The 22,334-nt window shown below is 69.6% G+C and carries 16 protein-coding genes; 9 read left to right on the top strand and 7 right to left on the bottom strand.

All coding sequences use genetic code 11. The annotated features are described in order from the left end of the window. Nucleotides 1–12: 12 nt before the first annotated feature. Nucleotides 13–711, top strand: coding sequence for an ABC transporter permease subunit (locus tag O7553_RS23330; protein WP_123606025.1), 699 nt, complete (start codon nucleotides 13–15; stop codon nucleotides 709–711). Nucleotides 712–840: 129 nt separating this feature from the next. Here O7553_RS23330 and ppc read toward each other — a convergent pair whose 3' ends face one another. Both ppc and O7553_RS23320 read right to left on the bottom strand, forming a co-directional pair. Beyond that, nucleotides 841–3,750 carry a phosphoenolpyruvate carboxylase gene (gene ppc / locus O7553_RS23325; RefSeq protein WP_281551795.1) on the bottom strand — a complete coding sequence of 970 codons (2,910 nt, stop codon included), beginning with the start codon at nucleotides 3,748–3,750 and terminating at the stop codon, nucleotides 841–843. A gap of 280 nt (nucleotides 3,751–4,030) precedes the next feature. Continuing rightward, complete coding sequence (locus O7553_RS23320) at nucleotides 4,031–4,984, bottom strand: DUF559 domain-containing protein (protein ID WP_281551794.1); 954 nt, start codon at nucleotides 4,982–4,984, stop codon at nucleotides 4,031–4,033. 364 nt (nucleotides 4,985–5,348) lie between these two features. Here O7553_RS23320 and O7553_RS23315 point away from each other — a divergent pair, with 364 nt between their 5' ends. Beyond that, on the top strand, nucleotides 5,349–8,786 hold the full coding sequence (locus O7553_RS23315; protein WP_281551793.1) for a hypothetical protein: 3,438 nt from the start codon (nucleotides 5,349–5,351) through the stop codon (nucleotides 8,784–8,786). Nucleotides 8,787–8,811: 25 nt separating this feature from the next. On the opposite strand, the gene O7553_RS23310 is transcribed toward O7553_RS23315, so the two are convergent. After that, a complete protein-coding gene (locus O7553_RS23310; protein ID WP_281551792.1) occupies nucleotides 8,812–9,039 on the bottom strand; it encodes a winged helix-turn-helix domain-containing protein in 228 nt (75 codons plus the stop codon). A 211-nt stretch (nucleotides 9,040–9,250) separates the two neighbouring features. Here O7553_RS23310 and O7553_RS23305 point away from each other — a divergent pair, with 211 nt between their 5' ends. After that, the gene (locus O7553_RS23305) at nucleotides 9,251–9,622 is read left to right on the top strand and encodes a hypothetical protein (protein ID WP_281551791.1); all 372 of its coding nucleotides are present in this window, start codon (nucleotides 9,251–9,253) and stop codon (nucleotides 9,620–9,622) included. 54 nt (nucleotides 9,623–9,676) lie between these two features. Here the strand turns inward: O7553_RS23305 and O7553_RS23300 are convergent, their stop codons facing one another. Continuing rightward, on the bottom strand, nucleotides 9,677–10,420 hold the full coding sequence (locus O7553_RS23300) for a cyclase family protein (protein WP_281551790.1): 744 nt from the start codon (nucleotides 10,418–10,420) through the stop codon (nucleotides 9,677–9,679). Nucleotides 10,421–10,572: 152 nt separating this feature from the next. Here O7553_RS23300 and mfd point away from each other — a divergent pair, with 152 nt between their 5' ends. From mfd to O7553_RS23285, 3 genes are read left to right on the top strand one after another with little or no spacing between them, the layout of a single operon-like run. After that, the gene (mfd, locus tag O7553_RS23295; RefSeq protein ID WP_281551789.1) at nucleotides 10,573–14,295 is read left to right on the top strand and encodes a transcription-repair coupling factor; all 3,723 of its coding nucleotides are present in this window, start codon (nucleotides 10,573–10,575) and stop codon (nucleotides 14,293–14,295) included. Nucleotides 14,296–14,308: 13 nt separating this feature from the next. Then, entirely contained in the window at nucleotides 14,309–14,992 is a 684-nt protein-coding gene (locus O7553_RS23290) for a hypothetical protein (protein ID WP_281551788.1), read from the top strand. Next, complete coding sequence (locus tag O7553_RS23285) at nucleotides 14,989–16,017, top strand: MazG family protein (protein ID WP_281551787.1); 1,029 nt, start codon at nucleotides 14,989–14,991, stop codon at nucleotides 16,015–16,017. The genes O7553_RS23290 and O7553_RS23285 overlap by 4 nt, the downstream gene beginning before the upstream one ends. Nucleotides 16,018–16,052: 35 nt before the next feature. Here O7553_RS23285 and O7553_RS23280 read toward each other — a convergent pair whose 3' ends face one another. Further along, entirely contained in the window at nucleotides 16,053–16,649 is a 597-nt protein-coding gene (locus O7553_RS23280; RefSeq protein ID WP_281551786.1) for a signal peptidase II, read from the bottom strand. A 239-nt stretch (nucleotides 16,650–16,888) separates the two neighbouring features. Here O7553_RS23280 and O7553_RS23275 point away from each other — a divergent pair, with 239 nt between their 5' ends. The 3 genes from O7553_RS23275 (at nucleotide 16,889) to O7553_RS23265 (ending at nucleotide 20,737) form a co-directional block, all read left to right on the top strand. Next, a complete protein-coding gene (locus tag O7553_RS23275) occupies nucleotides 16,889–17,593 on the top strand; it encodes a bacteriorhodopsin (RefSeq protein ID WP_281551785.1) in 705 nt (234 codons plus the stop codon). Then, nucleotides 17,590–18,771: a Brp/Blh family beta-carotene 15,15'-dioxygenase gene (locus O7553_RS23270; RefSeq protein WP_281551784.1), complete on the top strand. Its 1,182-nt coding sequence runs from the start codon at nucleotides 17,590–17,592 to the stop codon at nucleotides 18,769–18,771. The genes O7553_RS23275 and O7553_RS23270 overlap by 4 nt, the downstream gene beginning before the upstream one ends. Nucleotides 18,772–19,120: 349 nt before the next feature. After that, on the top strand, nucleotides 19,121–20,737 hold the full coding sequence (locus tag O7553_RS23265; protein WP_281551783.1) for a DUF885 domain-containing protein: 1,617 nt from the start codon (nucleotides 19,121–19,123) through the stop codon (nucleotides 20,735–20,737). Nucleotides 20,738–20,747: 10 nt separating this feature from the next. Here the strand turns inward: O7553_RS23265 and nudC are convergent, their stop codons facing one another. Both nudC and O7553_RS23255 read right to left on the bottom strand, forming a co-directional pair. After that, on the bottom strand, nucleotides 20,748–21,593 hold the full coding sequence (nudC, locus tag O7553_RS23260) for an NAD(+) diphosphatase (RefSeq protein WP_281551782.1): 846 nt from the start codon (nucleotides 21,591–21,593) through the stop codon (nucleotides 20,748–20,750). Between the two features lie 10 nt (nucleotides 21,594–21,603). Continuing rightward, nucleotides 21,604–22,314 carry a hypothetical protein gene (locus O7553_RS23255; RefSeq protein WP_281551781.1) on the bottom strand — a complete coding sequence of 237 codons (711 nt, stop codon included), beginning with the start codon at nucleotides 22,312–22,314 and terminating at the stop codon, nucleotides 21,604–21,606. Nucleotides 22,315–22,334 lie beyond the last annotated feature (20 nt).

Raw genomic sequence — 22,334 nt, 5'->3', positions numbered from 1 at the left:
AACTCGACCGTCATGTGGATCACCGCGCGTGGGCTGTTCGGCCGCCGCCGGTTCCTGCTCCTGCTGCCGCTGCCGGTGCTGGTGATCGCCCTCGCCGTCCTGTGCCGGTGGCTCGGTGTCGCGCCGGGTAACTGGGCCCAGCCGGTCCTGATCGCGCTCGGCCTGGCCGTGGTGCTGCCGGTGGTGGCGTTGATCGTCGGCACCGGGGTGCTCGGTTCGGAGATCGACGACGGCACCATCGTGCACGTACTCAGCAAGCCGCTGCCGCGCTGGCAGATCGTGCTGCCGAAGCTCGTCGTCGCGTTCGGTGTCACCACGCTGACCGTCGCGGTGCCGCTGTACGTCGCCGGGGTGCTCGCCGAATCGGTGCGCCTCGGCCTGGCCCTGGCCGCCGCGAGCGCCGCCGGAGCGCTGGCGTACTCGGCGCTGTTCGTGGCGCTGAGCCTGGTCACCCGCCGTCCGGTGCTGCTCGGCCTGGTCTACGTGCTGATCTGGGAAGGGCTGCTGGGCAACATCGTCTCCGGCACCCAGGTGCTCTCCGTCCAGCAGTACGTGGTCACCTTCGCCGACCGGATGGCCGCCACGACACTGTTCGACGGCCAGGTGTCGGTCACCGTATCGGTGATCATGACCGCAGTGATCGCGGTGCTGTTCACCCTGCTCGCCATCGACCGGCTCCGTTCGTTCAGCGTGGCCGGCGAAACCAGCTGAACCCGACCGCACCGAGCGGCTCGCATCGGGGGTGCCCGGGCCGGCCGACCAGTCTCCCCGCTGGTCGGCCGGCCCGGCCGCGTCTGCCGTGCGCCAGCCCACCACGTCTGCGGTGCGCCGGCTCAGGTGTCAGCCGGTGTTGCGCATGCCGGCGGCGATGCCGTTGACCGTGGTCAGCAGGGCCCGCTCCAGCGCGGTGTTGTCGCTCGGCGCCCGCCGGGCACCCGGCGCGGTCGCCACCGTCCGCGTCGCCGCCCCCGAGTCGCGGTACTGCCGCAGCAACGCCACCTGCAGGTGGTGCAGCGGCTCCAGGTAGGTGTCCCGGACCGCGAGGGTGCGCTGCAGCACGTTGTTGTTCTGCAGCAGACTCGACGAGCCGGTGATCGCCAGCACCTCGCGTACCGTGCGTTCGTACTCCTCGGTGATCTTGTCGAAGATCGGCTGCAGCGGACCCGGCACCAGCGTCTCCACGTAACGCCGCGCGATGCTCAGGTCGGTCTTGGTCAGCATCATCTCGACGTTCGACAGGAACGTGCGGAAGAAGTGCCACTGCCCGAACATCTCGCCCAGCACGTCGGACAGACCGGCCTCGCGGGCGGCGGCCAGCCCGGAGCCGACCCCGAACCAGCCGGGCACGATCTGCCGCGACTGGGTCCAGCCGAACACCCACGGGATGGCCCGCAGCCCACCCAGCCCGGCGCCGGTGTTCGGCCGCTTCGCCGGCCGGGAGCCGATGTTGAGCGCGCCCAGCAGTTCGGTCGGGGTCGCCGCCCAGAAGTACGCCGGCAGGTCCGGGTCCTCGACCAGCGAGCGGTAGCAGCGGAACGCCGAGTCGGAGACCACGTCCATCGCCGCGTCCCAGTTCTCCAGCAACTCCAGCGGCTGGCGCGGCTCGGTGTGCAGCAGCGTCGCCTGCAGCACCGCCGCGACCGTCAACTCAAGATTCTCCCGGGCCAGGGCGGGGATCGTGTACTTGTCGGAGATCACCTCGCCCTGCTCGGTCACCTTGATCGAGCCGTCCAGGGTGCCGTACGGCTGGGCCAGGATCGCCTCGTGCGTCGGCCCGCCGCCCCGGCCGACGGTGCCGCCGCGACCGTGGAACAACCGCAGCCGTACGCCGTGCCGGGCCGCCACATCCCGCAGTGCCCGCTGCGCCCGGTGGATCTTCCACTGACTGGTGGTGATGCCGGCCTCCTTGTTGGAGTCGGAGTAGCCCAGCATCACCTCCTGCACCTCGCCGCGCGCGGCCACGATCGCCCGGTACGCCGGCAGCGACAACAGCTCGTCCAGCAGGTCGCCACCGGAGTCCAGCTCGGCCGGGGTCTCCAGCAGCGGCACGAAGCCGACCCGGGCCAGCCCGTTGTGCACGTCGACCAGGCCGGCTTCGCGGGCCAGCACCGCAGCGGCCAGCACGTCGTCGGTGCCCAACGTCATCGAGATGATGTACGACTCGACGACCTCCGGGCCGAACCGCTGCTGCGCCTCGCGGATCGTGCCGAACACGTTGAACGTCTTGCGCGCCGACTCGGTCAACGGAACGTCCATGCTGGACAGCGGTCGCCGGCCGGTCAGCTCGTCGGCCAGCAGCTTTGTCCGCTCGGCCCGCGACAACGAGTTGTAGTCGGTCACTTCGCCGACCCGGGCGTACATCTGGGCCAGCACCGCGTGGTGAGCCTCGGCGTGTTCGCGTACGTCCAGCGTCGCCAGGTGCAGACCGAACGCCGACACCGTGCGGATCGCAGACGCCAGTTTGCCGACCGCGGTCAGCTGACCCGAGTTGCGGGCCAGCGACGCCCGCATCAGCTCCAGATCGGACAGCAGCTCGTCGGAGCCGCGGTAGTCACGGCCCGGCACGTGCGCGGTGCCCCGGTTGAGCCGCAGCCGGGTGTTCGCCAGCTTCGCCTTCACGCACCGGGCCTTCAGCCGGTACGGCTCCTCCGCGTTGGTACGCCGGAACCGGGGCGCCACCTCGGGCAACGCGTCCAGGTCCTTGGCCAGGCTGGCCGACAGGTCCAGCGAGACGCCGCGCAGCCGCCGGGACACCGACACCTCGTTGATCAGCGCGTCCATCGCCTCGTCGGTGGCCTGGATGCCGTGTTCGTGCTGGATCATCAACACGTCCCGGGTCACCGCCGGGGTGACGTACGGGTTACCGTCCCGGTCGCCGCCGATCCAGCTGCCGAAGGTCAACGGCCGTGACGTCGGTGAGGTTTCAACGCCCAATCTGCGCAGCGTGTCGGCGAGGTCGTCGAGTACCTGCGGGGCGGCGTCGGCGTACAGGTCACGCAGGTAGTAGACGGCGTTACGGGCCTCGTCGGTCGGGTCCGGGCGGTCCAGCCGCAACTCGTCGGTCTGCCAGAGCAGATCCAGCAGCTCGGCCAGGCGCCGGCTGCTCGACGAGGCGTGTTCGCTGGCCCCGTACAGCACCGCCTCGGACATCTCCACGTCGAGCTCGTCGGCGACCGCCCGCAGCTTCGACAGGATCGACCGGCGGGCCGCCTCGGTCGGATGCGCGGTGAACACCGGGCGTACCGCGAGCCGGCGGGCGGCGGCGGCGATCTCGTCGGCCGACACTCCGCGAGCGGAGATCAAGGTCGCGGCCTTGTCCAGCCAGCCACCCTCGGTGGCCCGGCGGCGGCGCAGGTCCCGGGCGCGGTGCACCTGCTCGGTGATGTTCGCCAGGTGGAAGTAGGTGGAGAAGGCGCGGGCCAGCTTCGTACCCGTCGTCACGTCCATCGCGGCGAGCCGGGCCGCGGCCGCCTCGGCGTCGCTCCGTACCTGGGTACGGATTTCCTCGACCAGGTCGAGCAGCGGCTGGCCCTCCTGCCGGGCCAGCGTTTGGCCGAGAAGGGTGCCGAGCCGGCGGATGTCGGCCCGCAGCGCCGCGTCCGGCCCGTCATGATCCTGACCGCTGCCAGCAGCATCGGTGCCGGCCTGCGTGCTGCCGGCCTGGGTGGCGCCGGGTTGCTGGGCGTTTGCGGGTTGGGTGGCGGCGAGTTGCTGGGCGTCGGGCATCGGGTTTGCGGACAGCTCAGTCACTGGGCGCTCCTCACGCGAGTACGAAGGACGGCGCTGTCCGACAACTTGGATGTTATCGGCCGTCCCCCCGGCCACGGGGAAACTGGTGAGTCTTGTCTCAACGTTCGGCGTACCGTCCCGAAATGTCCCCTTCTGGTCTGACCCGCCCAACCGGAGATGTCCCCTGCTGGGGCGGCGCCCACGCAGCGAGGGGAGCCGGTCACCCCCACCTGCTCAGCGAGGGAACCTGTATGGTCGTCAAACCAGCCGGATGACAACAATGTAGGTTCCCTCGATCCGATCACTGGCGTTGCTCGGCGATGGCCTGCCGGACCATCCGGGCGAGTTGTCCGCTTTGTCGGAGGACGTCGTCCGCCGTGAAGCGCAGGACGAGCCAGCCGGCGGCCCGTAGCGCGTTGTAACGACCCACGTCGCGGCGGAACGTTGCGCGCTCCCGGTGGTGGTCACCCTCGTACTCGATGGCGATTCGCCACTGCGGGTAGGCAAGATCGACCCGAGCAATGAAGCGACCCCGGCCGGCACCATCCGCTGCCTGTGCCTGTCGTCGCGACGTCGCCTGCTGCGCCGGCCGGCGTACTTCGTACTGCACCGTCGGGCGAGGCAGGCCCGCGTCGTGCAGTAGGAGCCGGAGCCGCGACTCCATCGGCGACTCGGCCAACGGCTCGGCGAGCGTGACGAGTTCACGCAGCTGGGCGATGCCACGCCCGCCGGTGTTGGTGTCGAGGTAGCCGGTGAGGGCATCAGCGTGCAGCAGACGGCGGTGCAACATGGCGTCGAGCGCGGCGAGCGCGTCGGCCCGGGGCAGCAGACGGCCCAGATCGAACGCCGTGCGTACCTCGGTGGTCAACGCGATACCGCCGAACGAAACGGTGATGTCGGTCGGGTCGAGCGCGCGACGGGAGACGGCCAGCCGGGGGTGCGCGCCGAGTCTGACCGAGCGAGGCAGGGTGACGTGCACCGGGCTTCTGCGGGGGAGCAGGTCGACACCCCACAGGTACGCGGCGCTCAGGCCGCAGATCGCCCCGCCGACGGGCAGCTTCACCGCCACCGCCTCGCACCACATCCGGTGGTCGGCGGGGTCGAACGCCGCCGCCTCCACGTAGACGTCGGGAAGCAGCCGTTGCCAGGCGGGGCCACGGAGCATCTGCCAGGTGGCCAGGCCGGCAGCCACCGCTCGGCTACCGGAGAACGGGGCGAACCTCAACTCGCGGGGGACTCTGGCGGCGACAGACATCGGCAGAGCGTGCCCGACAGGCTTCACTGACCGCTGTCCCGGTGGCCGGTTGCGTCACCGATCCGACTGCTCCTTTACGAAGACGCCTTCGTACCACGAGTGACCGGGCTACGTTGACCGCGATGGCAGGGGGCACCTCGCCCCAGCCGGACGCACCGTGGACGGGGGTACGGTGATGCGCGGCTGGCTCGGAAGATCCTGGCTCTTGTCCCCCCGCGTCTGGTGGGCCCGCTTGGTCCGTCGAGCCGAGATAGAGGTGGAGTACCAGTCTCGGCCCCTCCTGCAGCGTGCCGTCGAGGTGCGGCAGACCGACGCCCGCCCTTGGCGCCGAACCCTGTGGTATGCCCTCTGCAGGTTGGCGTTGGTGCTGATCGCTTTGGCCGTCGTGATCTTCCAATTGTTGGTTCCCGTTGGCAATCTTCTCCGGAATTGGTTGCGCTGGGACTGGTCGATCCTGCCATCCTGGTTGCAGTGGTTGCAGTGGAGCCCTACTGCGGCGTTGGGCGAGCTGAGGAGCTTTGTTGCCCCGTTGGTCGCTTTTGCGATCGCCTTCGTCGTCTACTACCTGCTTGCGCATTCGCGGATCATTCGCTTCTACCGGAGAAAGGCATTTGATACACCAACCGAACTGGTGGAGACCGCAACAAAGATTATCGATGACGTGCCTGGTCGCCGGGAGTTGTGTGAGGTGCTGATCGAACGGATTCGGGATCCGGCGACTCGATCTCCGATGGTGATCATCGGTGGGGTCGGCGCCGGCAAGACCGCAACATTGGTCGAGTTGACCCGCAAGCTGGCGGAGCAAGGAATCGTTCCGATTCCGATCCGACTGCGTGATTCAACCGGAGATGGCGAACTCGACTTCAAGAAGCTTGCCAAGGAAAAATTCGAAAAGGAAATCGATTCAAAACTTTTCAGTGGCGGCCATTTCGATCGGCTCTGGCGCGAACTCTTTCGCTCTAACGAAGTTGCCGTCCTGGCGGACGGGTTGGACGAGGCGATTCAAGGGGCACCGGCTCGGGACAGCGCGATACGTGAAGCTATCCGCCGTGCCGTCGGTGACGGACTACCCTTGGTGATTGCTTCCCGCCCGTACGACCCGTTGCGCGGCATGAAGTCGACTGTAATCGCGCTGGAGCCGCTTGGCGAGGGTGCTGCTATCGAGTATGCGAGCAACGGGGTCGGCTCCCTGGCGAGTCAGTCGCTCGCCGAGATTGCGACTGTCGTGCATGCGGCGGATGTCGCGGAGTCGCCGATGTTCCTGCGCGTCATCCGCGATTTGGAAGGGGCTGATCAGCTGCCCCGTGAGCTATTCGGCGGCACCAAGGTGGACATCAGAGGGGATTGGCAGTCAAGGGATCGAGCTACCGTTCGGCTAGCTCTGCTCAGGAAGTGGTGCGAAGCGCTATGCGAAGGAGGTTTCCGAATAGACTATGCCCATACCAAAGATGAGCGAAGGATGACTGAGGAGATCCTTCAGGCGTTCGCCTGTCTGAGTCTTGGTCTCAACCAGCAATCGCCGCAGTTCGTGCACTTTGACCGTCTCTATATAGATCGCGGGAAGGACCGTGGATTTGCCGAACTGATCAGGGATGATCTGCAAGTGCGACTGCGTGATTATATTCCTAGTGGCAGAGTTGAGATCGAGAATAGGGATAGTGTTGTCGTCGCCATTCAGCGTGGTGAAGCGCTGGGATTTGTCGATGAGGCAAGGGATGGTGTGCGTTTTCAGTACGGTGATCTTCAGGCGTACCTTGCCGCAGAATTCATGTCCAGATTAAGCATGAAGGACTTTCGTCGAGTTGCGAAGCAATTTGGCCTTGGGCGAGGTGGCAAGGGTTTCTCTGGCAATCGTCAGCCAAGCCGGGAGTTGCTGGACTCGTTGATTATGATGTCAAGAATGCCGAGTGAAGAGGGGTGGAAGAGGAAATTCTTGTGTGGAATAGTTGAAGACCTTCTCGATGGTGCGCGGACGAGTGAAGGAAAAGCTTGGATAATTCCATGCTGGCGCTTGGAGATGTATGCAGCGGCGCTGGAGATCGACGCCATGCGTGAGGAGCCTGAACAATATTCGATAATCGATCAGTTGCTGGGGTGCTGGGACGACTTCTGTGAGGACGAGACCACACCTGACCGGCCGTTGGACGAAGCCAAGCTCCATCTTGTGCGGCGAGCTGGCGACGCCGCGCGGATACTTTGTGATAGAGCCCATACCGGCGAGGTTAGCAGCGTAATGCTGCCGTACGAGAGATTGTTTCGCATTGCGCTCAAGGAGAACTCGTACCGCGTTCGGTTGGCGGCTGCCCGCGAGGTCGGTCTCGGTGGCATCGATGCTGTAGAGCAGTTGTGTGTGGGGGATCTACTCGCGCCGCCGCCGCTGTTGGATCACTCTCGGCGATCGGAGGTCATATATGCAGCAGAGGCGGCCGCCAGCCACAGTTCTTCGTACCGCTGGTTGTCGCTGCGACGGTCGGGCCTGCCAACCGCAGGGAAGCGTGCGTCCTACTCTGCCGCACAGGCGGTGGTCTCAACGGAGAAGGTGCAGTTGGGGACCGGCGACGGGCAAACTGGTCTATCGGACCGCAATATGGGAGTTTCGCAGGATCACAAGAATGATGACCACTACCAGATCGTTGGATGGGTGCTACCCCTGCTCTACCTGTCGACCTCCCTAGAGAACCAGGATTTCCAGGGAACCGACGGCCGGTCCCGGCTGGCCAGCAGGTCTTGCGGAAACGACATGCTCACCGAGAAGCTCGACCAGTGGCTGTTTGCGTTGCCCAAGCGGGATCCCGCCCAACCTCATGCACGTTTCTCGATCAGGGCGGAGCTCGCGCTGGCACAGGGCTTCCGGCTTGCCGCAAATCTACGTCGCTTGCCCAGAGGCGCCCGGGTCCGAGACCGTAGCTTCATGGTCGAGCGGGCCGAGCTGGCGCTGTGCAACTCGGGTTTCTGGTACAGCCAGATCGCTCTGATCCAGGCGCTCACCCTGCTTTCGCTACCCGATGATCCGGATGCGTCGGCTCCACCGGGCGGTGAGGTGGCCGATCCCTGGGCCCAGGTCCAGTACTGGATTGGTCTGGCTGGCAGCGCCGTAACCGGTAGCGAGCGTGGCAAAGCACATCCATTTGTCACCGAAGTCGGCCGATTCTGCGTGTCCGCGCTGCTCACGCTGCGTCCCGAACGCTACATCTGGATCGACGAGAGCGAGACGGCAAGCCGGGTCGGCGCGTGCAGCCCGTCGGAGGATGTCCGGTGGCACCAGACGTCGTGGATCCCCGATTCGATGGGCTGGAGTCTGCTGGTGCCCCGAGCGCAGCGCCTGCTGGCCGACATCATGCTCCTCTACAACCTTGCCGACCGAGGTGATAGCCCGGACCGCCGGGAGGTGCGGCTGGCCCGGTCGGACCGCAACGATCTACCGCCTTGTATGACGAGTGACCGCGAGGCATTGCGGGTCAAACGGAACCTTGACCTCAAAGAACGTGGCGAACCGGGCAAGACCTGCCTGCACGGCTGCCCGTTCCGACTCTGCCCATTGCCAGCCCGAGGCGAACGGCTGACGTACCAGATGGACCAGAGCTTTTGTGCCCGCCAAGCGGACCTGGCCGGTGCCGTCTGGTTCGGTTTCTGGCGCGCTGAGTTCTGGAAGCGCGGCTACTGGCAGGACGGTCCGTGGCGGCCAGGGTTCTGGCGGGCGTGGTTCGTGAACCGGGCACCGTGGCAGGCGGTCCCTCGGTGGGCACTGATCCGGTTTTGGCGGCAGATGTCGGAGCGTGATCTGCCCGACGACCGTTGGTAGCTGTCGCGCATGAGTCGTCGGCTCGTTACCGGTCCGACTGCTCCCGCACGAAGACACCGGCGCCGGGTGCGCCATCGACGAGCCCGCGTGCCTTCAGCCAGTCGATCGCGGCGCGGACGACCTGGCGGGAGACGTCGAACTCAGCGCACATCTCGGTGCCGGACGGCAGCTTCGCGCCGGGCGGGTACTCGCCCGACTCGATCCGCGAGGTCAGTGTGTCGATCAGGCGTTGCTTCTTCGTGTAGGCAGGCATGGGCATGACTTCCGTGGCAGGTATGCCCATGTGATCACGGATCTCGTCCGAGCGTCAATGTCAAGAACCGACAGGGCTTGACCTGACATGACAGGTAATTCTAGATTGACTTAGTCGACCGTGGCAGGTCGAAGCGATGAGATCTGTAGGCGGCCCGGGTGGAGTTGGCGCTCCAGGATCCCGGGCCTTGACCGGGAAGGACCCCCGGCCCATGAGCAATCTACCGAAGCGTGCCCATCCGCCGTGGTGTCTGCGCGGCCCCGACTGCGCCACCACGCCCGACAGCGCCGCCTGGCACTCGTCTCGCCTGCACCGCATCCCCGCAGTGGAGCACCCCTGCGTGGACGTCGCCGTCGGCCGCTGGCAACTCGATCCGGCCGAACCAGCGCAGGCGGCCCGAAGGCAGCCGGCCGGCATGACCGGTACGGCGGCGCTGCCGGCTGGCGGCGTACTGCTGGAATTTCGGCTCGGTGACGACGTCGACCAGTGGCCGGTCGACGGCGCGCAGGCGCTTGCCCTGACCTGGCTCATCCCGCGACTGCTGCACGACGACGTCGCGCCCCGACGCCGCCGCGCAGCCTGACGGGTGCCGGCTGACGGTCGAGGCCGGCGCGTCGCCGGTCGGCGACCGTACGGGTCAGTCGACGATGGCGTACGCGCGGACCGGCGCGGTGTCCAGCCCGGCGAACATCGGCGGTACGGCGCTGAACCGGAACCCGTACGCCGGTAGCTCGCCGATCCCACGCAGGTGCTCGACGATCGGGATCCCGGCGGCCAGCAGGACGCTGTGCGCCGGCCGGGCACCGTTGGCGGCGGGTGCGGTGTCGTCGATGTTGATCGAGTCGATGCCGACCAGGGCGACTCCTGCCGAGGCCAGCAGTTCCGCCCCGTCCGCCGTCAGGTACGGGTGGTCCGGGGCGGCATACCGCTCGGTGCCGAAGTGCGCCGACCAGCCGGTGTCTAGCAGCACCGCCCGCCCCGCCACCGCGCCGCCGGCGGCTGTGCCGCCGTCGGTGGCCGCGTCGCCGACGACGGCAGCCCCGGCCAGGTGGGCACGCAGCAGCGCGGCGTCCACCGCTCGCGCGGCGGTCGGCACCCGGACCACCACGCCTGGCAGATCAGCCAACCTCTCCAGCGGCAGTCCGGCCAGGTCCGCCCCTTCTGACCAGCGGTGCGACGGGGCGTCCAGGTACGTGCCGGTGTTGCCGATCATCGTGATCTGGTTGATCCGGAACGTGGTGCCGGCCGCGTACCGCTCGGCCGACGCTTCCCGGCTGAGCCACTCGGTGATCACCGGGGCAGGCAGTCCGGGATAGGTGACCATGCCGTCCCGGACGACGTGGCTGAGTTCGACGAACCGTTTCTCGGTCGGTGTGCCCATGTCCGGCGAGGTTAGTAGGTGAGGGCGGATCGGCGGGCGGATAGGCTGATAGGCCTGACCCCCCGCCCGGACCGGGCGTGGGGTTGTCGTCGCGTGTGCGTGCCACGGCGCGTGACGCGACCAGGCGTATCCCACCCGCGAAGGTTGTGATCATGACCGCGCTCGCCGGCCTGCTCAGCGCCGCTCTCAACGATCCCGCCCTGACCCGGGTACGGGACCTGGCGAAGATCGCCACGCCAGAAAAGGACGGGCTGGACGTCACCGCGCCGCCGGCGCTGCGTCCGTTCACCGTCGCGGCGGTCGCCGCCCGGGCCGAGGCCGGCGGGGCGGGGCGGCCGGTACTGGCGGTCACCGCAACCAGCCGGGAGGCCGACGACCTGGCCGCCGCCCTCGGCGAGCTGCTGCCGGCCGGCCAGGTCGCGGTCTTCCCGAGCTGGGAGACGCTGCCGCACGAGCGGCTGTCGCCCCGCTCGGACACCGTCGGGCGGCGGCTCGCCGTGCTGCGCCGGCTGGCGCACCCCGACGCCGACACCGCACCGACGGCCGGCGGTGACGCCACGCGGCAGGGGCCGCTGCGAGTGGTCGTGGCGCCGGTCCGCTCCGTGCTGCAACCGCAGCTCAAAGGGCTCGGTGACCTGGAACCCGTCCAGCTGGCACCGGGACGGGCGGCCAGCCTGGAGGAGGTCGTCGACCGGCTGGTCTCGATGGCGTACGCACGGGTCGACCTGGTCACCAAGCGCGGTGAGTTCGCGGTTCGCGGCGGCATCCTGGACGTGTTCCCGCCGACGGACGAGCACCCGTCCCGGGTCGAGTTCTGGGGCGACGACGTCGAGGAGATCCGTACCTTCGCCGTCGCCGACCAGCGCACCATCGAAGCCGTCGACCGCCTGTGGGCACCGCCGTGCCGCGAGTTGCTGCTCACCGAACCGGTCCGGCGGCGGGCCACCGAGCTGGCCCAGCAGCACCCCGAGCTCGGCGAGATCCTGGACAAGCTAGCCGAGGGCATCCCGGTCGAAGGCATGGAGTCCCTCGCCCCGGCCCTGCTCGACGGCACCGACAGCATGGAGCTGCTGCTGCACTGCATGCCGGCCGACACGCACGTACTGCTCTGCGACCCGGAGCGGATCCGCACCCGGGCGCACGATCTGGTCCGTACCTCGGCGGAGTTTCTCGAGGCCAGCTGGGCTGCGGCCGCCGTCGGTGGCCAGGCCCCGATCGACCTGGGCGCGGCCGCTTTCCGCGCCCTGGCCGAGGTACGCGCGGTGGCCGCCGCGCTCGACCAGCCGTGGTGGACGCTGTCCCCGTTCGGCCTGGCGGAAGCCGACAGCGCGACCGACCCGGCGTCTGACGTCGCGCCGTGGGAGGACGCGCTGGCCCCGGTGAGCGTCAGCCCGGACGTCGGGGACGCGATGGCCTTGGCCGCCGTCCCAGCGCCGCTCTACCACGGCGAGACCGCGCGGGTCGTCGACGACCTGTTGCGCTGGACCGGTGACGGTTGGTCGGTGGTGCTGGTCTTCGAGGGGCACGGGCCGGCGCAGCGCTCGGTCAGCGTGCTGCGCGACGCCGGGCTCGGCGCGACCCTCACCGAGACCGTGCCAAACGCGCCGAAAGCCGGCGAGCTGATCGTCACCTGCGGCCGGGTCGGCAACGGTTTCCTCGCCGAACGGGCCAGGCTCGCCATCGTCACCGGCGCCGACATCAGCGGCGGCCGGGGCGCGTCCACCAAGGACATGCGGAAGATGCCGAGCCGGCGGCGCAACACCATCGACCCGTTGGAGCTGCGCGCCGGCGACCACGTCGTGCACGAGCAGCACGGCATCGGCCGCTACATCGAACTGGTGCAGCGCAAGGTCAACGGCGCCGACCGGGAGTACCTGGTCATCGAGTACGCGCCGGCCAAACGCGGCCAGCCCGGCGACCGGCTGTTCGTGCCGACCGACCAGTTGGACCAGCTGTCCCGCTACGTCGGCGGGGAGCAGCCGACGCTGCACAAGATGGGCGGCTCGGACTGGCAGAAGGCCAAGACCCGGGCCCGCAAGGCGGTCCGGGAGATCGCCGCCCAGCTGATTCAGCTGTACGCGGCCCGCAAGGCCGCCAAGGGGCACGCGTTCGGCCCGGACACCCCGTGGCAGCGGGAGCTGGAGGACGCCTTCCCGTACACCGAGACTCCGGACCAGCTGGCGGCGATCGACGAGGTCAAGGGCGACATGCAGCAGTCGACCCCGATGGACCGGCTGATCTGCGGCGATGTCGGTTACGGCAAGACCGAGATCGCGGTACGGGCGGCGTTCAAGGCGGTACAGGACGGTAAGCAGGTGGCGGTGCTGGTGCCGACGACGCTGCTCGCCCAGCAGCACTACAACACGTTCGCCGAGCGGATGGCCCAGTTCCCGGTCGAGATTCGGCAGCTGTCCCGGTTCCAGACCCCCAAGGAGACCGAGCAGACGCTGACCATGGCCGCCGAGGGCACCGCCGACATCGTCATCGGCACCCACCGGCTGCTGCAGTCGGCCACCCGCTTCAAGGCACTCGGGCTGATCATCGTCGACGAGGAGCAGCGGTTCGGGGTGGAGCACAAGGAGCACCTGAAGTCGCTGCGCACCTCGGTCGACGTGCTGACCATGTCGGCGACGCCGATCCCGCGCACCCTGGAGATGGCGATCACCGGCATCCGGGAGATGTCGACGATCGCCACCCCGCCGGAGGAGCGCCACCCGGTGCTGACCGCCGTTGGAGCGTACGACGACAAGCAGGTCGCCGCCGCGATCCACCGCGAGCTGCTCCGCGACGGCCAGGTCTTCTACCTGCACAACCGGGTCGAGTCGATCGACAAGGCGGCCCGGCGGCTACGGGAGCTGGTGCCGGAGGCGCGGGTCGCGGTGGCGCACGGTCAGATGGGTGAGGACGCCCTGGAGAAGGTGATGGTCGGCTTCTGGGAGAAGGAGTTCGATGTCCTGGTCTGCACCACGATCGTCGAGTCCGGCATCGACATCCCCAACGCGAACACGCTGATCGTGGAGCGGGCCGACCTGCTCGGCCTGGCCCAACTGCACCAGATCCGGGGCCGGGTCGGTCGGGGTCGGGAGCGGGCGTACGCCTATTTCCTCTACCCGCGCGAGAAGCCGTTGACCGAGCACGCGCACGAGCGGTTGTCCACCATCGCCCAGCACACCGAGTTGGGCGCCGGCATGTACGTGGCGATGAAGGACCTGGAGATCCGGGGCGCCGGCAACCTGCTCGGCGGCGAACAGTCCGGCCACATCGAGGGCGTCGGGTTCGACCTGTATGTGCGGATGGTCGGCGAGGCGGTGCAGAACTTCAAGGGCGAGGCGCCCGACGACGCCGAGGCCGCCGAGGTGAAGGTCGACCTGCCGGTCGACGCGCACCTGCCGCACGACTACATCGGCGTGGAACGGCTTCGCCTGGAGATGTACCGCAAGCTGGCCGGGGCCCGCGACGCCGCCGCGCTGCAGGAGGTCGTCGCCGAGATGACCGACCGGTACGGCGAACCACCGGCGCAGGTCGGCAACCTGGTGGCGGTGGCGCGGTTCCGGCTGCTGGCAAAGGCGTACGGGCTGACAGACGTGTCGATGCAGGGCAAGCATGTCCGGTTCGCCCCGCTGGTGCTGCCCGACTCGAAGCAGCTGCGGCTCAAGCGTTACCACCCGGACTCGGTCTACAAGTCGGCCGCCGACCAGGTCAGCGTGCCCCGGCCGACGACCCGGCGGATCGGCGGCGAGCCGCTGCGCGACCAGGCGCTGCTGGACTGGTGCGCCCAGCTGCTGCGCGACGTGCTCGGTGACCCGCCGACCACGGGTGTCGTACTGTCGACGGACAGTGCCCGGGTCGGTGCACCGGCCGGTAGGGGTGCGTGAGAGAGTGTCGTCCATGCAGCGTGTCCGTCGTCTGGCGTCGATCACCGTCATTGCCCTGGTCGGGGTCGCCGCACTGTCCGCCTGTCGGTCGCAGCCCGGGGTCGCCGCCTACGTCGGCGACGAGCAGTACACCGAGGAGCAGGTGACCAGCCTCATCGACGACATGGCCGACCAGCTCGGCGAGCAGGCCGACCAGCAGGGTGCCCCGCCGCTGCCGACTCGGCAGCAGGTGGTCAGCGCTCTGGTGCTCGCCGACGTCTGCGCCCAGCTCGATGCGCCGAGCGGCGCGCAGCCGGTCTCCCCGGAGCAGTTGGGTCTGCCGCCCGCATCGGAGTACGGGCAGACGGCTTCGCAGGCCTGGACCTGTATCGTCGGTCTGCAGGCCGGCGGCCAGGTGCAGCCGACCCGGGAAGAGCTGTTCGACCTGGTCGAGAAGGGCCGGGCCGCTGGGGTGATCCCGGACGAGGTCACCGACGAGGAGGCCGCCGGCCAGCTCGACGGTGAGCAGTTGCGCTCCTCGCTGGCCGCCCGCGATGCGCTCGCCGACGCGGTCGCCGAGCAGGACGTGACGGTCAACCCGCGGTACCGTCCGCTGGAGTTTCCGGTGCTCAGCTTCCAGGCGCCTCAGGGCAACGTGATCGCGGTCGGCATCCCGCTGGGCGACGGCGACTCGGGCACGGTCTCCGAACGGCAGTGAACCCCCGGATCATCCTGCTGGTCACCTCGCCCCGGCTGCCGGCCGGGCTGCTCACCGCGCAGGCCTGGGACGTCGTACGCCGGTTTCCGGTGTTCGCCGCCGCGGACAGTGAGCTGGCCGCGGCGGTCAGCGTCGCCGGTGGCGCTGTCACTGTGCCGGCACCGAAGTCGGAGTCGGTTGAGGAGACGCTGCTGGCGGCCGCCGCCGAGCACGGTACGGCGGTGTGGCTGGCCGGTCCGGCCGGTGACGAGGACCTGGCCCGCCAGCTGGGTCTGCGGCTGGCCCGCGAGCCCGCACTGGCCGAGCTGGAGCTGATGTACGGCTCCTGGGATCCGCCCGGCGCCCGGCTGCTCGACGCGGTCGAGGTGATCGACCGGCTCGTCTCACCGGGCGGCGATCCGTGGAAGCGGCAGCAGACCCACGACTCGCTGGCGCGGTATCTGCTGGAGGAGAGCTACGAGGCGTACGACGCGATCTCCGCCGGTGACCTGACGGCGCTGCGCGACGAGCTGGGTGACGTGCTGCTGCAGGTGGTGCTGCACGCCAGACTCGCCCAGGAGCTGCCGGACGGTGAACGCTGGGACGTCGACGACGTGGCCGGTGGCCTGGTGGCGAAGATGATTCGCCGCAACCCGCACGTCTTCGCCGGTGTCGCGGTGGCCGACGTCGATGAGATCATCGACAACTGGGAGCGGATCAAGGCCGCCGAGCGGGCCGCGTCGGGTGTCGCTTCCGAGGCGGGCGGCACTGCCTCACCGATGGACGGGATCGTGCTCGCCCAGCCGGCGTTGTCACTGGCCGACAAGGTGCTGCGGCGGGCTGGACGCGCTGGGGTCGACGTACCGCTGCCGCAGCCGGACGCGGCCGACCTGAAGCCGGACGGTGCGGCGGATCCGTCGACGCGGCTCGGCGCGCAGTTGCTTGCGCTGGTCGCGCAGGCCCGAGCCGACGGCCTGGACGCCGAAGGCGCGTTACGCCGGGCAGCCCTCGCGTACGCCGCCGCCGTCCGCGCCGCGGCCGGGTGACGACAGTGACCGGGTGACGGCGGTGTGGCGTGGCGTCACCGGTCGGCACCGTCACCGGTCGTCGGCTCGGATACCTCCGGGCGGAGCCGGATGCCGATCAGTTCCAGGGTGAGGAACGTGACGACGCCGAAGAAGAGCGCGATGTCGGCGACGTTGCCGATGAACCAGTCGAAGTACGCGATGAAGTCGACGACGTGGCCCTGCCCGAACGACGGCTTCCGGAACAGCCGGTCGAGCAGATGGGTGAACGCCCCACCCAGCACCAGGCCGAGCGCCGTTGCCCAGGCCCGGGAGCGGGCCCGCCACGCGAACCAGGCGGTCACGCCGACGCCTATCGCGGCGGCGATGGTGAAGATCCACGTGGTGTTCTCGCCAAAGGAGAACGCGGCACCCGGGTTGTAGATCAGTTGAATGCCGAGGGCGTCGCCGATCAGCGGGGTCCGCTCGCCCCGGGTCAGCGTCGCCTCCGCCCACATCTTCGTCAGCTGGTCGACGACGAGCACCGTGGCGGCGATGACGAAGGCGAGCCATGGGGCGCGGCGGGTCCACCGTTGCCGCCGGGGCGCGCGTGCTGCCGTACCGCCGTCGGTCGGTTCGTGGATGCTCTCGTCGGTGCCGGCCTGCTCGTTCATGATCGGTGATTCTCCCACCGCTGCCCGGAAGTGCACAGCCGCGTCGACAGGCTCTCCGGACCCACGCCCGCACCCGGCCCGGCAGGTCGGAGCACGCCACTGGCTCCGCCTGCACGACTCAAGCCTAGGTGGACGGTGCACCTGGCAGGTCGGCTGATGTTGCGAATGGCCACCAAGAGCGTGGCAAGGGGATACCGTTGGGAGGATGTTCCGGCGGGCTTCCCGACTGCGGAGGGTTCGTGGTGTCGCAGTTGTGGTTGTGGTCCTTCGTGGTGGTCGCGCTCGGTGCCGTGCTGTACTTCGTCCGCTGGATGCGCGAGCCCAAGGGCGTCCCGGTCGCCGTGTACCTGCTCGCGATCGTCATCCTGATCTGGTCTGCCATCTGGCACTCGGTGATGGCGCTCGGCGGCACCCTGACCACGGTCGGCGACCATGCCGTGCACTGGGGGTACTACGCCGACTGGATCGTCACCGCCCCGTTGCTCGGCTACGCGCTGGTGCTGGTCGGAACGCATGCGTCGGCCGGCAGGAGGACCGACCTGGTGGCCCTCGTGGTAGTGACCAGCGTTCCCATGATCTTCTGCGGACTGGTCGGTGACCTGGCGCTCGAACCGACCACGCGGTACCTCGCCTACGGCGTAGGCGTGCTCGCGCTCGGCGCCAACTATGCCGTGATCTGGGGGCCGCTGCGCAGAGCGGCGGCCCAGCAGCCGGACCACATGCGGACTCACTTCAACCAGTTGGCGGCGCTGCTCAGCGCCCTGTGGCTCGGCTTCACCCTGGTCTGGCTGGTGGGGCCAGCCGGTCTCGGCGTGTTCGATGAGCCCACCACGACGGCGGTGTTCGTGGTCCTGACGGTGCTGATGAAGATCGTGTGGAGCGCGTTCGACCTGGGGCGGCTGCGGTTGTTCGCCAACCGGGATGCGCTGCACGTCGTGCATTGAGTGCCGGCCGCTGGCTGCTGCGCCGTGCCGGGCGGGTCGTCGTCCCGGCGTTCGGCGCGGTGCTGCTGATCCAACTGCCGGTGCTGAGCCACCCGACATCAACGGCCGATTCCACGCTGCCGTTGCTGGTGGGGCTGTTACTCGGCCTACCCCACGGTGCCGTTGACCATCTGGTGCCGGCCTGGCTGAAACCCGCCGCCGACGAATGGCGAGCACGGGCAGGTCTACTCGTCGGGTACGTCTGCCTCGCAGTCCTCGTCTGGTGGATCTGCTACCGCGCCCCCGGTCCGGCGTTCGTCGCCTTCCTCATCCTCGCGATGGTCCATTTCGGCGCCGGTGACGAGGCGTTCCACCGGCAACGGGACGCGCGACGAACACCGACTCGGCCGTACGCCGTGCTCGCCTACGGAGCGCCGCCGGTGCTGCTGCCGCTGACGCTCTGGCCGGACCAGGTTGATCCGCTGCTGGAGAGCATCGGCGCCGGTTCGGCGTACCTCCTGAGCACCGAGGCCCGGGTGACTGCCGTAGCGCTCGCTGGCGCGGCGGTGGTCGCCACCATGGTCGACGACCTGCGGGCTGGCCGGCGCGGTGACGCCGGATACCTCGGGCTGCTGATCGCCGTGTTCGTGCTGGTGCCGCCCGCGTGGGCGTTCGGCACCTACTTCGCGGCGGGTCACTCGGTGCGGCATGTGGCCCGGCTGCTGGTGGCCGACCCCGGCAACGCTGCCACCCTGGCCGCCGGTCGGCTCGGTCCGGCAATGTGGCGGTTCGCTGCCCAGGCGGCGATCCCTACCGGGGCCGTACTGGTTGTCCTGGTGCCGTTCGCCGTCTCGGCCACGCCGGAAGTAGGGCTGTCCACTGGTTTCGCGGTGTTGGCCGGGTTAACCGCGCCGCACGCCCTGCTGGTGTTCTGGCTCGACCGGCGCGGCGTCGACTACCCGGCGGGAGGGGGGTCGGTCCGGCGAATCTCGACCCAACCCGATGGCGAGGCCGGTCGCGACGATCAGTACGCCGACGCTCTGCCCGGCCGACGGCGGTTCCCGGTCGAGCAGAGCGGCCGAGACGAGGGTGGCGACCGGCAGCACACCGATGAACATGCCGGCGCGTTCCACCCGAGCCGGCGCAGCCCGGTGAACCAGGCCAGGAACCCCACCACGGTCAGAATCACCGCCAGGTAGCCGAGCGCCGCCGCCTCGGCCGCCGTCGGTAGCCGCCAGCGGGTCGCCTCCCCGGCGACGAGCGCGGCCAGCGCGAACATCGGCACCGCCAACCCGCAGCTGTACGCGGAGACCCGTACCGCCCCGAGCCGGTCCAGCAGGGCGGCGGCGAGCAGTGAGAACGCCACCTCGCCGGCGAGCGCCCGGTTTCGCTGTCCGCAGCCCGGCTCGGGCCGCCACCACCGGCGGCTCGGCCCGGACTGGTGCTCGGCTATGCCGCGTATTGACCGGACGAACTGGAGTCGGCGGTCCGGACACTCGCCGGGTTGCTCGACGCACAGCGTCGGTGGGATGGCCTAGGGTCGGTGGCATGGCGTCGTTCGTACCTCTGGCTGAACGCATCATCGACGCGCTGCTCGCCAGCGACCCCGCTCTGGCGTCGTCGGCCGGCGACCACCGCCACGACGACCGGCTGCCGGACCTGTCGGTCGACGGGGTCGCCGCGACCGCGACGATGCTGCTGGATGCCACCAACGCGCTCGCCGAGGTGGACGCGGACATGCTGTCCACCCAGGAGCGGGTGGACCACACCATCCTGTCGGCCATGGTCGACCGGCGGCTGTTCGAGCTGACCGAGGTGCGCTCCCGGGAGTGGAATCCGCTGGTCTACAACCCGGGGGCGCTACTGCACGGGCTGATCGCCCGCCCGTTCGCGCCGGCCGCGCAGCGGCTGACCAGCCTGGCCGGGCGGCTCGGCGCCGTACCGGACGTGCTGGCCACCGCCCGCGAGACGCTGCGCGGCGTGCCGGCTATCCACGCCGAGACCGCCGCCGGCCAGTTCGCCGGTACCGCCGCGCTGGTTCGCGACCAGGTGCCGGGGCTGCTGGCCGAGGAGCCGGGGCTGCGGGACAAGGTCGAGCCGCTGGCGGCCGAGGCGGCGTTCGCGTTGGACGAGTTCGCCGGCTGGCTTCGCGACAGCCTGGACCGCGACGTCGACCGGCGGGATCCGCGGCTGGGCCGGCGGCTGTGGGAGGCCCAGCTGTGGCACACCCTGGACACCGAGCTGACTGCCGCCGACGTACTGGACCGGGCCTGGGCGAACCTGGAGCGGGTGACCGGTGAGATCCGGGTGGCGGCGGCCGAGCTGACCGGTGGGCCGGCCACCGACGAGACGGTACGCACCGCGCTGGCCCGGTTGGCCGCCGAGCATCCGGACGACTCGTCCATCGTGTCGCTGGCGCAGACCGCGATGCGGGAGACAACCGAGTTCGTCGCCGCTCACGATCTGGTGTCGATGGTGGACGACCGGTGCGTCATTCAGGAGATGCCGGAGTTCGCCCGGGGCGTCGCGGTGGCCTACTGCGACCCGCCGGGGGTGCTGGAGCGGGCCGATGTACCGACGTTCTACTGCATCGCACCGACGCCGGCGGGCTGGCCGGCCGGGCGGGTCGAGTCGTTCTACCGTGAGTACAACGACCACATGGTGCGCAACCTGACCGTGCACGAGGCGATGCCGGGGCACTTCCTGCAGTTGGCGCACGCCCGCCGGTTCCTCGGCACCACCCGGGTGCGGGCGGTCGGCCGGTCCGGGCCGTTCGTCGAAGGCTGGGCGGTGTACGCCGAGGAGATGATGGTCGACGCCGGTTTCGGCGGCCTGCCGGTACGGTTGCAGCAGTTGAAGATGCAGCTGCGGATGACCATCAACGCGATCCTGGACCAGTTGACGCACTGCGCGGAGCTGCCGCAGGCCGAGGCGATGGCGTTGATGACCGGCCGCGGCTTCCAGGAGGAGGGCGAGGCGGCCGGCAAGTGGCGGCGGGCGCTGCTGACCTCCACCCAGCTGTCCACGTACTTCGTGGGCTACGCCGAGGTGGCGCAGGTGGCGACGGCGCGGCCGGCCGGCGTACCGGCGCGGCAGTGGCACGACGCGATGCTGGCGCACGGCTCGCCGCCGCCGCGGCACCTGCCGGCGCTACTGCCGGTCTGACCTGCCGGCGCTACTGCCGGTCTGACCTGCCGGCGCGCTGGTGTTCGATCAGCCAGCGGGAGATCGAGTACGCCGCCGGCAGTTCGGTCGGCAGATCGTCCAGGGCGAACCAGCGGGCCTCGGCGATTTCCCGGCCGTCGACGACCGGTTCGGCGTCCGGCGCGGCGCGGGCGGTGAAACCGGCGAGCACCACGCCGGGTCCGGACATCGCCCACGGCTGGCTGCCGAAGTAGTCCACCTTGTGCACGTCGAGGCCGACCTCCTCGGCGACCTCGCGGTGCACCGCCTCCTCCAGCGTCTCGCCGGCCTCGACGAAGCCGGCGACCAGGGCCCAGACGGCGGTTGGCCCGTAGGTGTGCCGGACCAGCAGCAACTCGTCACCGTCGGGGCCGGGACTGCGGGTGATCGAGGCCAGCACGGCGGGGGAGAGCTGCATCGGTACGTACAGGTCGCAGCCGGGGCAGCGGCGGGCATGCTCGCCGGGCACCTCGACCAGTTCTGTGGCGCAGGCTCCGCAGAACCGGTGGGTACGCCGCCAGGTGATCACCTGCAGGGCACGTCCGGCGAGCGCGGCGAGTGGCTCACCCAGCTCGCCGGCCATCGCCGGCCAGCTCCGCCAACCGCCGAGCTGGTCGTCGACGGCGGGCAGGCCGGCTGCCCACACCCGGGTGCCGTCCAGACTGCCCAGCGGCACCCACTCGGTGCCGGCCGGTAGATCGGCCACCGACGGTAGTCCGCCGTCGGCTCCGACCAGCAGCCGGCGGCCGGCCACCACCAGACACGGATCGGCCGGGTCGGCGCCCTGGCCCACCCGGGCATCGGGTACGAATCGGCTGGGCGGGGCCGGGTCGGCCACGGACGGCCCGCTACGCCGGGCTGGGTCGACGGTCGACGGACCGGGCTCCGTGGGGGAGCGTGAAGGCGGTCTCGTCGGCAGTGTCACTGTACCGGCTTATCGCGAATTCAACGGTCTGTCCATCGACCACCCCGGTGAAGCTGCCCAGCGCGCCTTCGGTGGTGACACACACGTCGAACCGGGACACCGCCGCCCCCTGCACCTGGCTGACCTGCACACAGGTGGCGTGTCTGCCGGCGATCGTGGTGTCGTTCTGGCTCACCACGGCCGCCGGATCCAGCGCGGTGGCGTTGAGTAGCGTGATCACCACCGGTGGGGTCACCAGGCCGCCGGCGTTGGCGTCGGTGAACAGCTCCGGATCCGGTTGGGCGGAAGGGGGCGGCCCGCTGGTCAGGGTGCAGACCGGCGGGGAGTCGTCGGTGTCACACTCGGTGGTGGTCTCGTCGGTGACGATCAGCTTGCCGCCCGGGTAGACGTACGCGGTACGTTGCGGGGTCTGCGCCTGCACGATGCTGGCACTGGCCCCGCCGACCAGCTGGTACTCGGCCGAGTAGGTCAACGCCCTGGCTCCGTCGAGTCGGGCGGCCAGCTCGTTGACCAGGTCGGCCGGCTGGATGGTCTGGCCGGCGTCGGCGATGGTCTGACAGCCGGCGACCAGCAGCAGCGTGCCGGCGGCGGTGGCCGCTGCGGCGCGGCGGAACCGGTTCTCCGTTGCACGCATGGTGACAGGGTGACCGATCC

The organism is Solwaraspora sp. WMMA2059 (genome assembly GCF_027497315.1).
GTDB lineage: Bacteria > Actinomycetota > Actinomycetes > Mycobacteriales > Micromonosporaceae > Micromonospora_E.
This window is presented reverse-complemented; position numbering and strand designations above follow the sequence as displayed.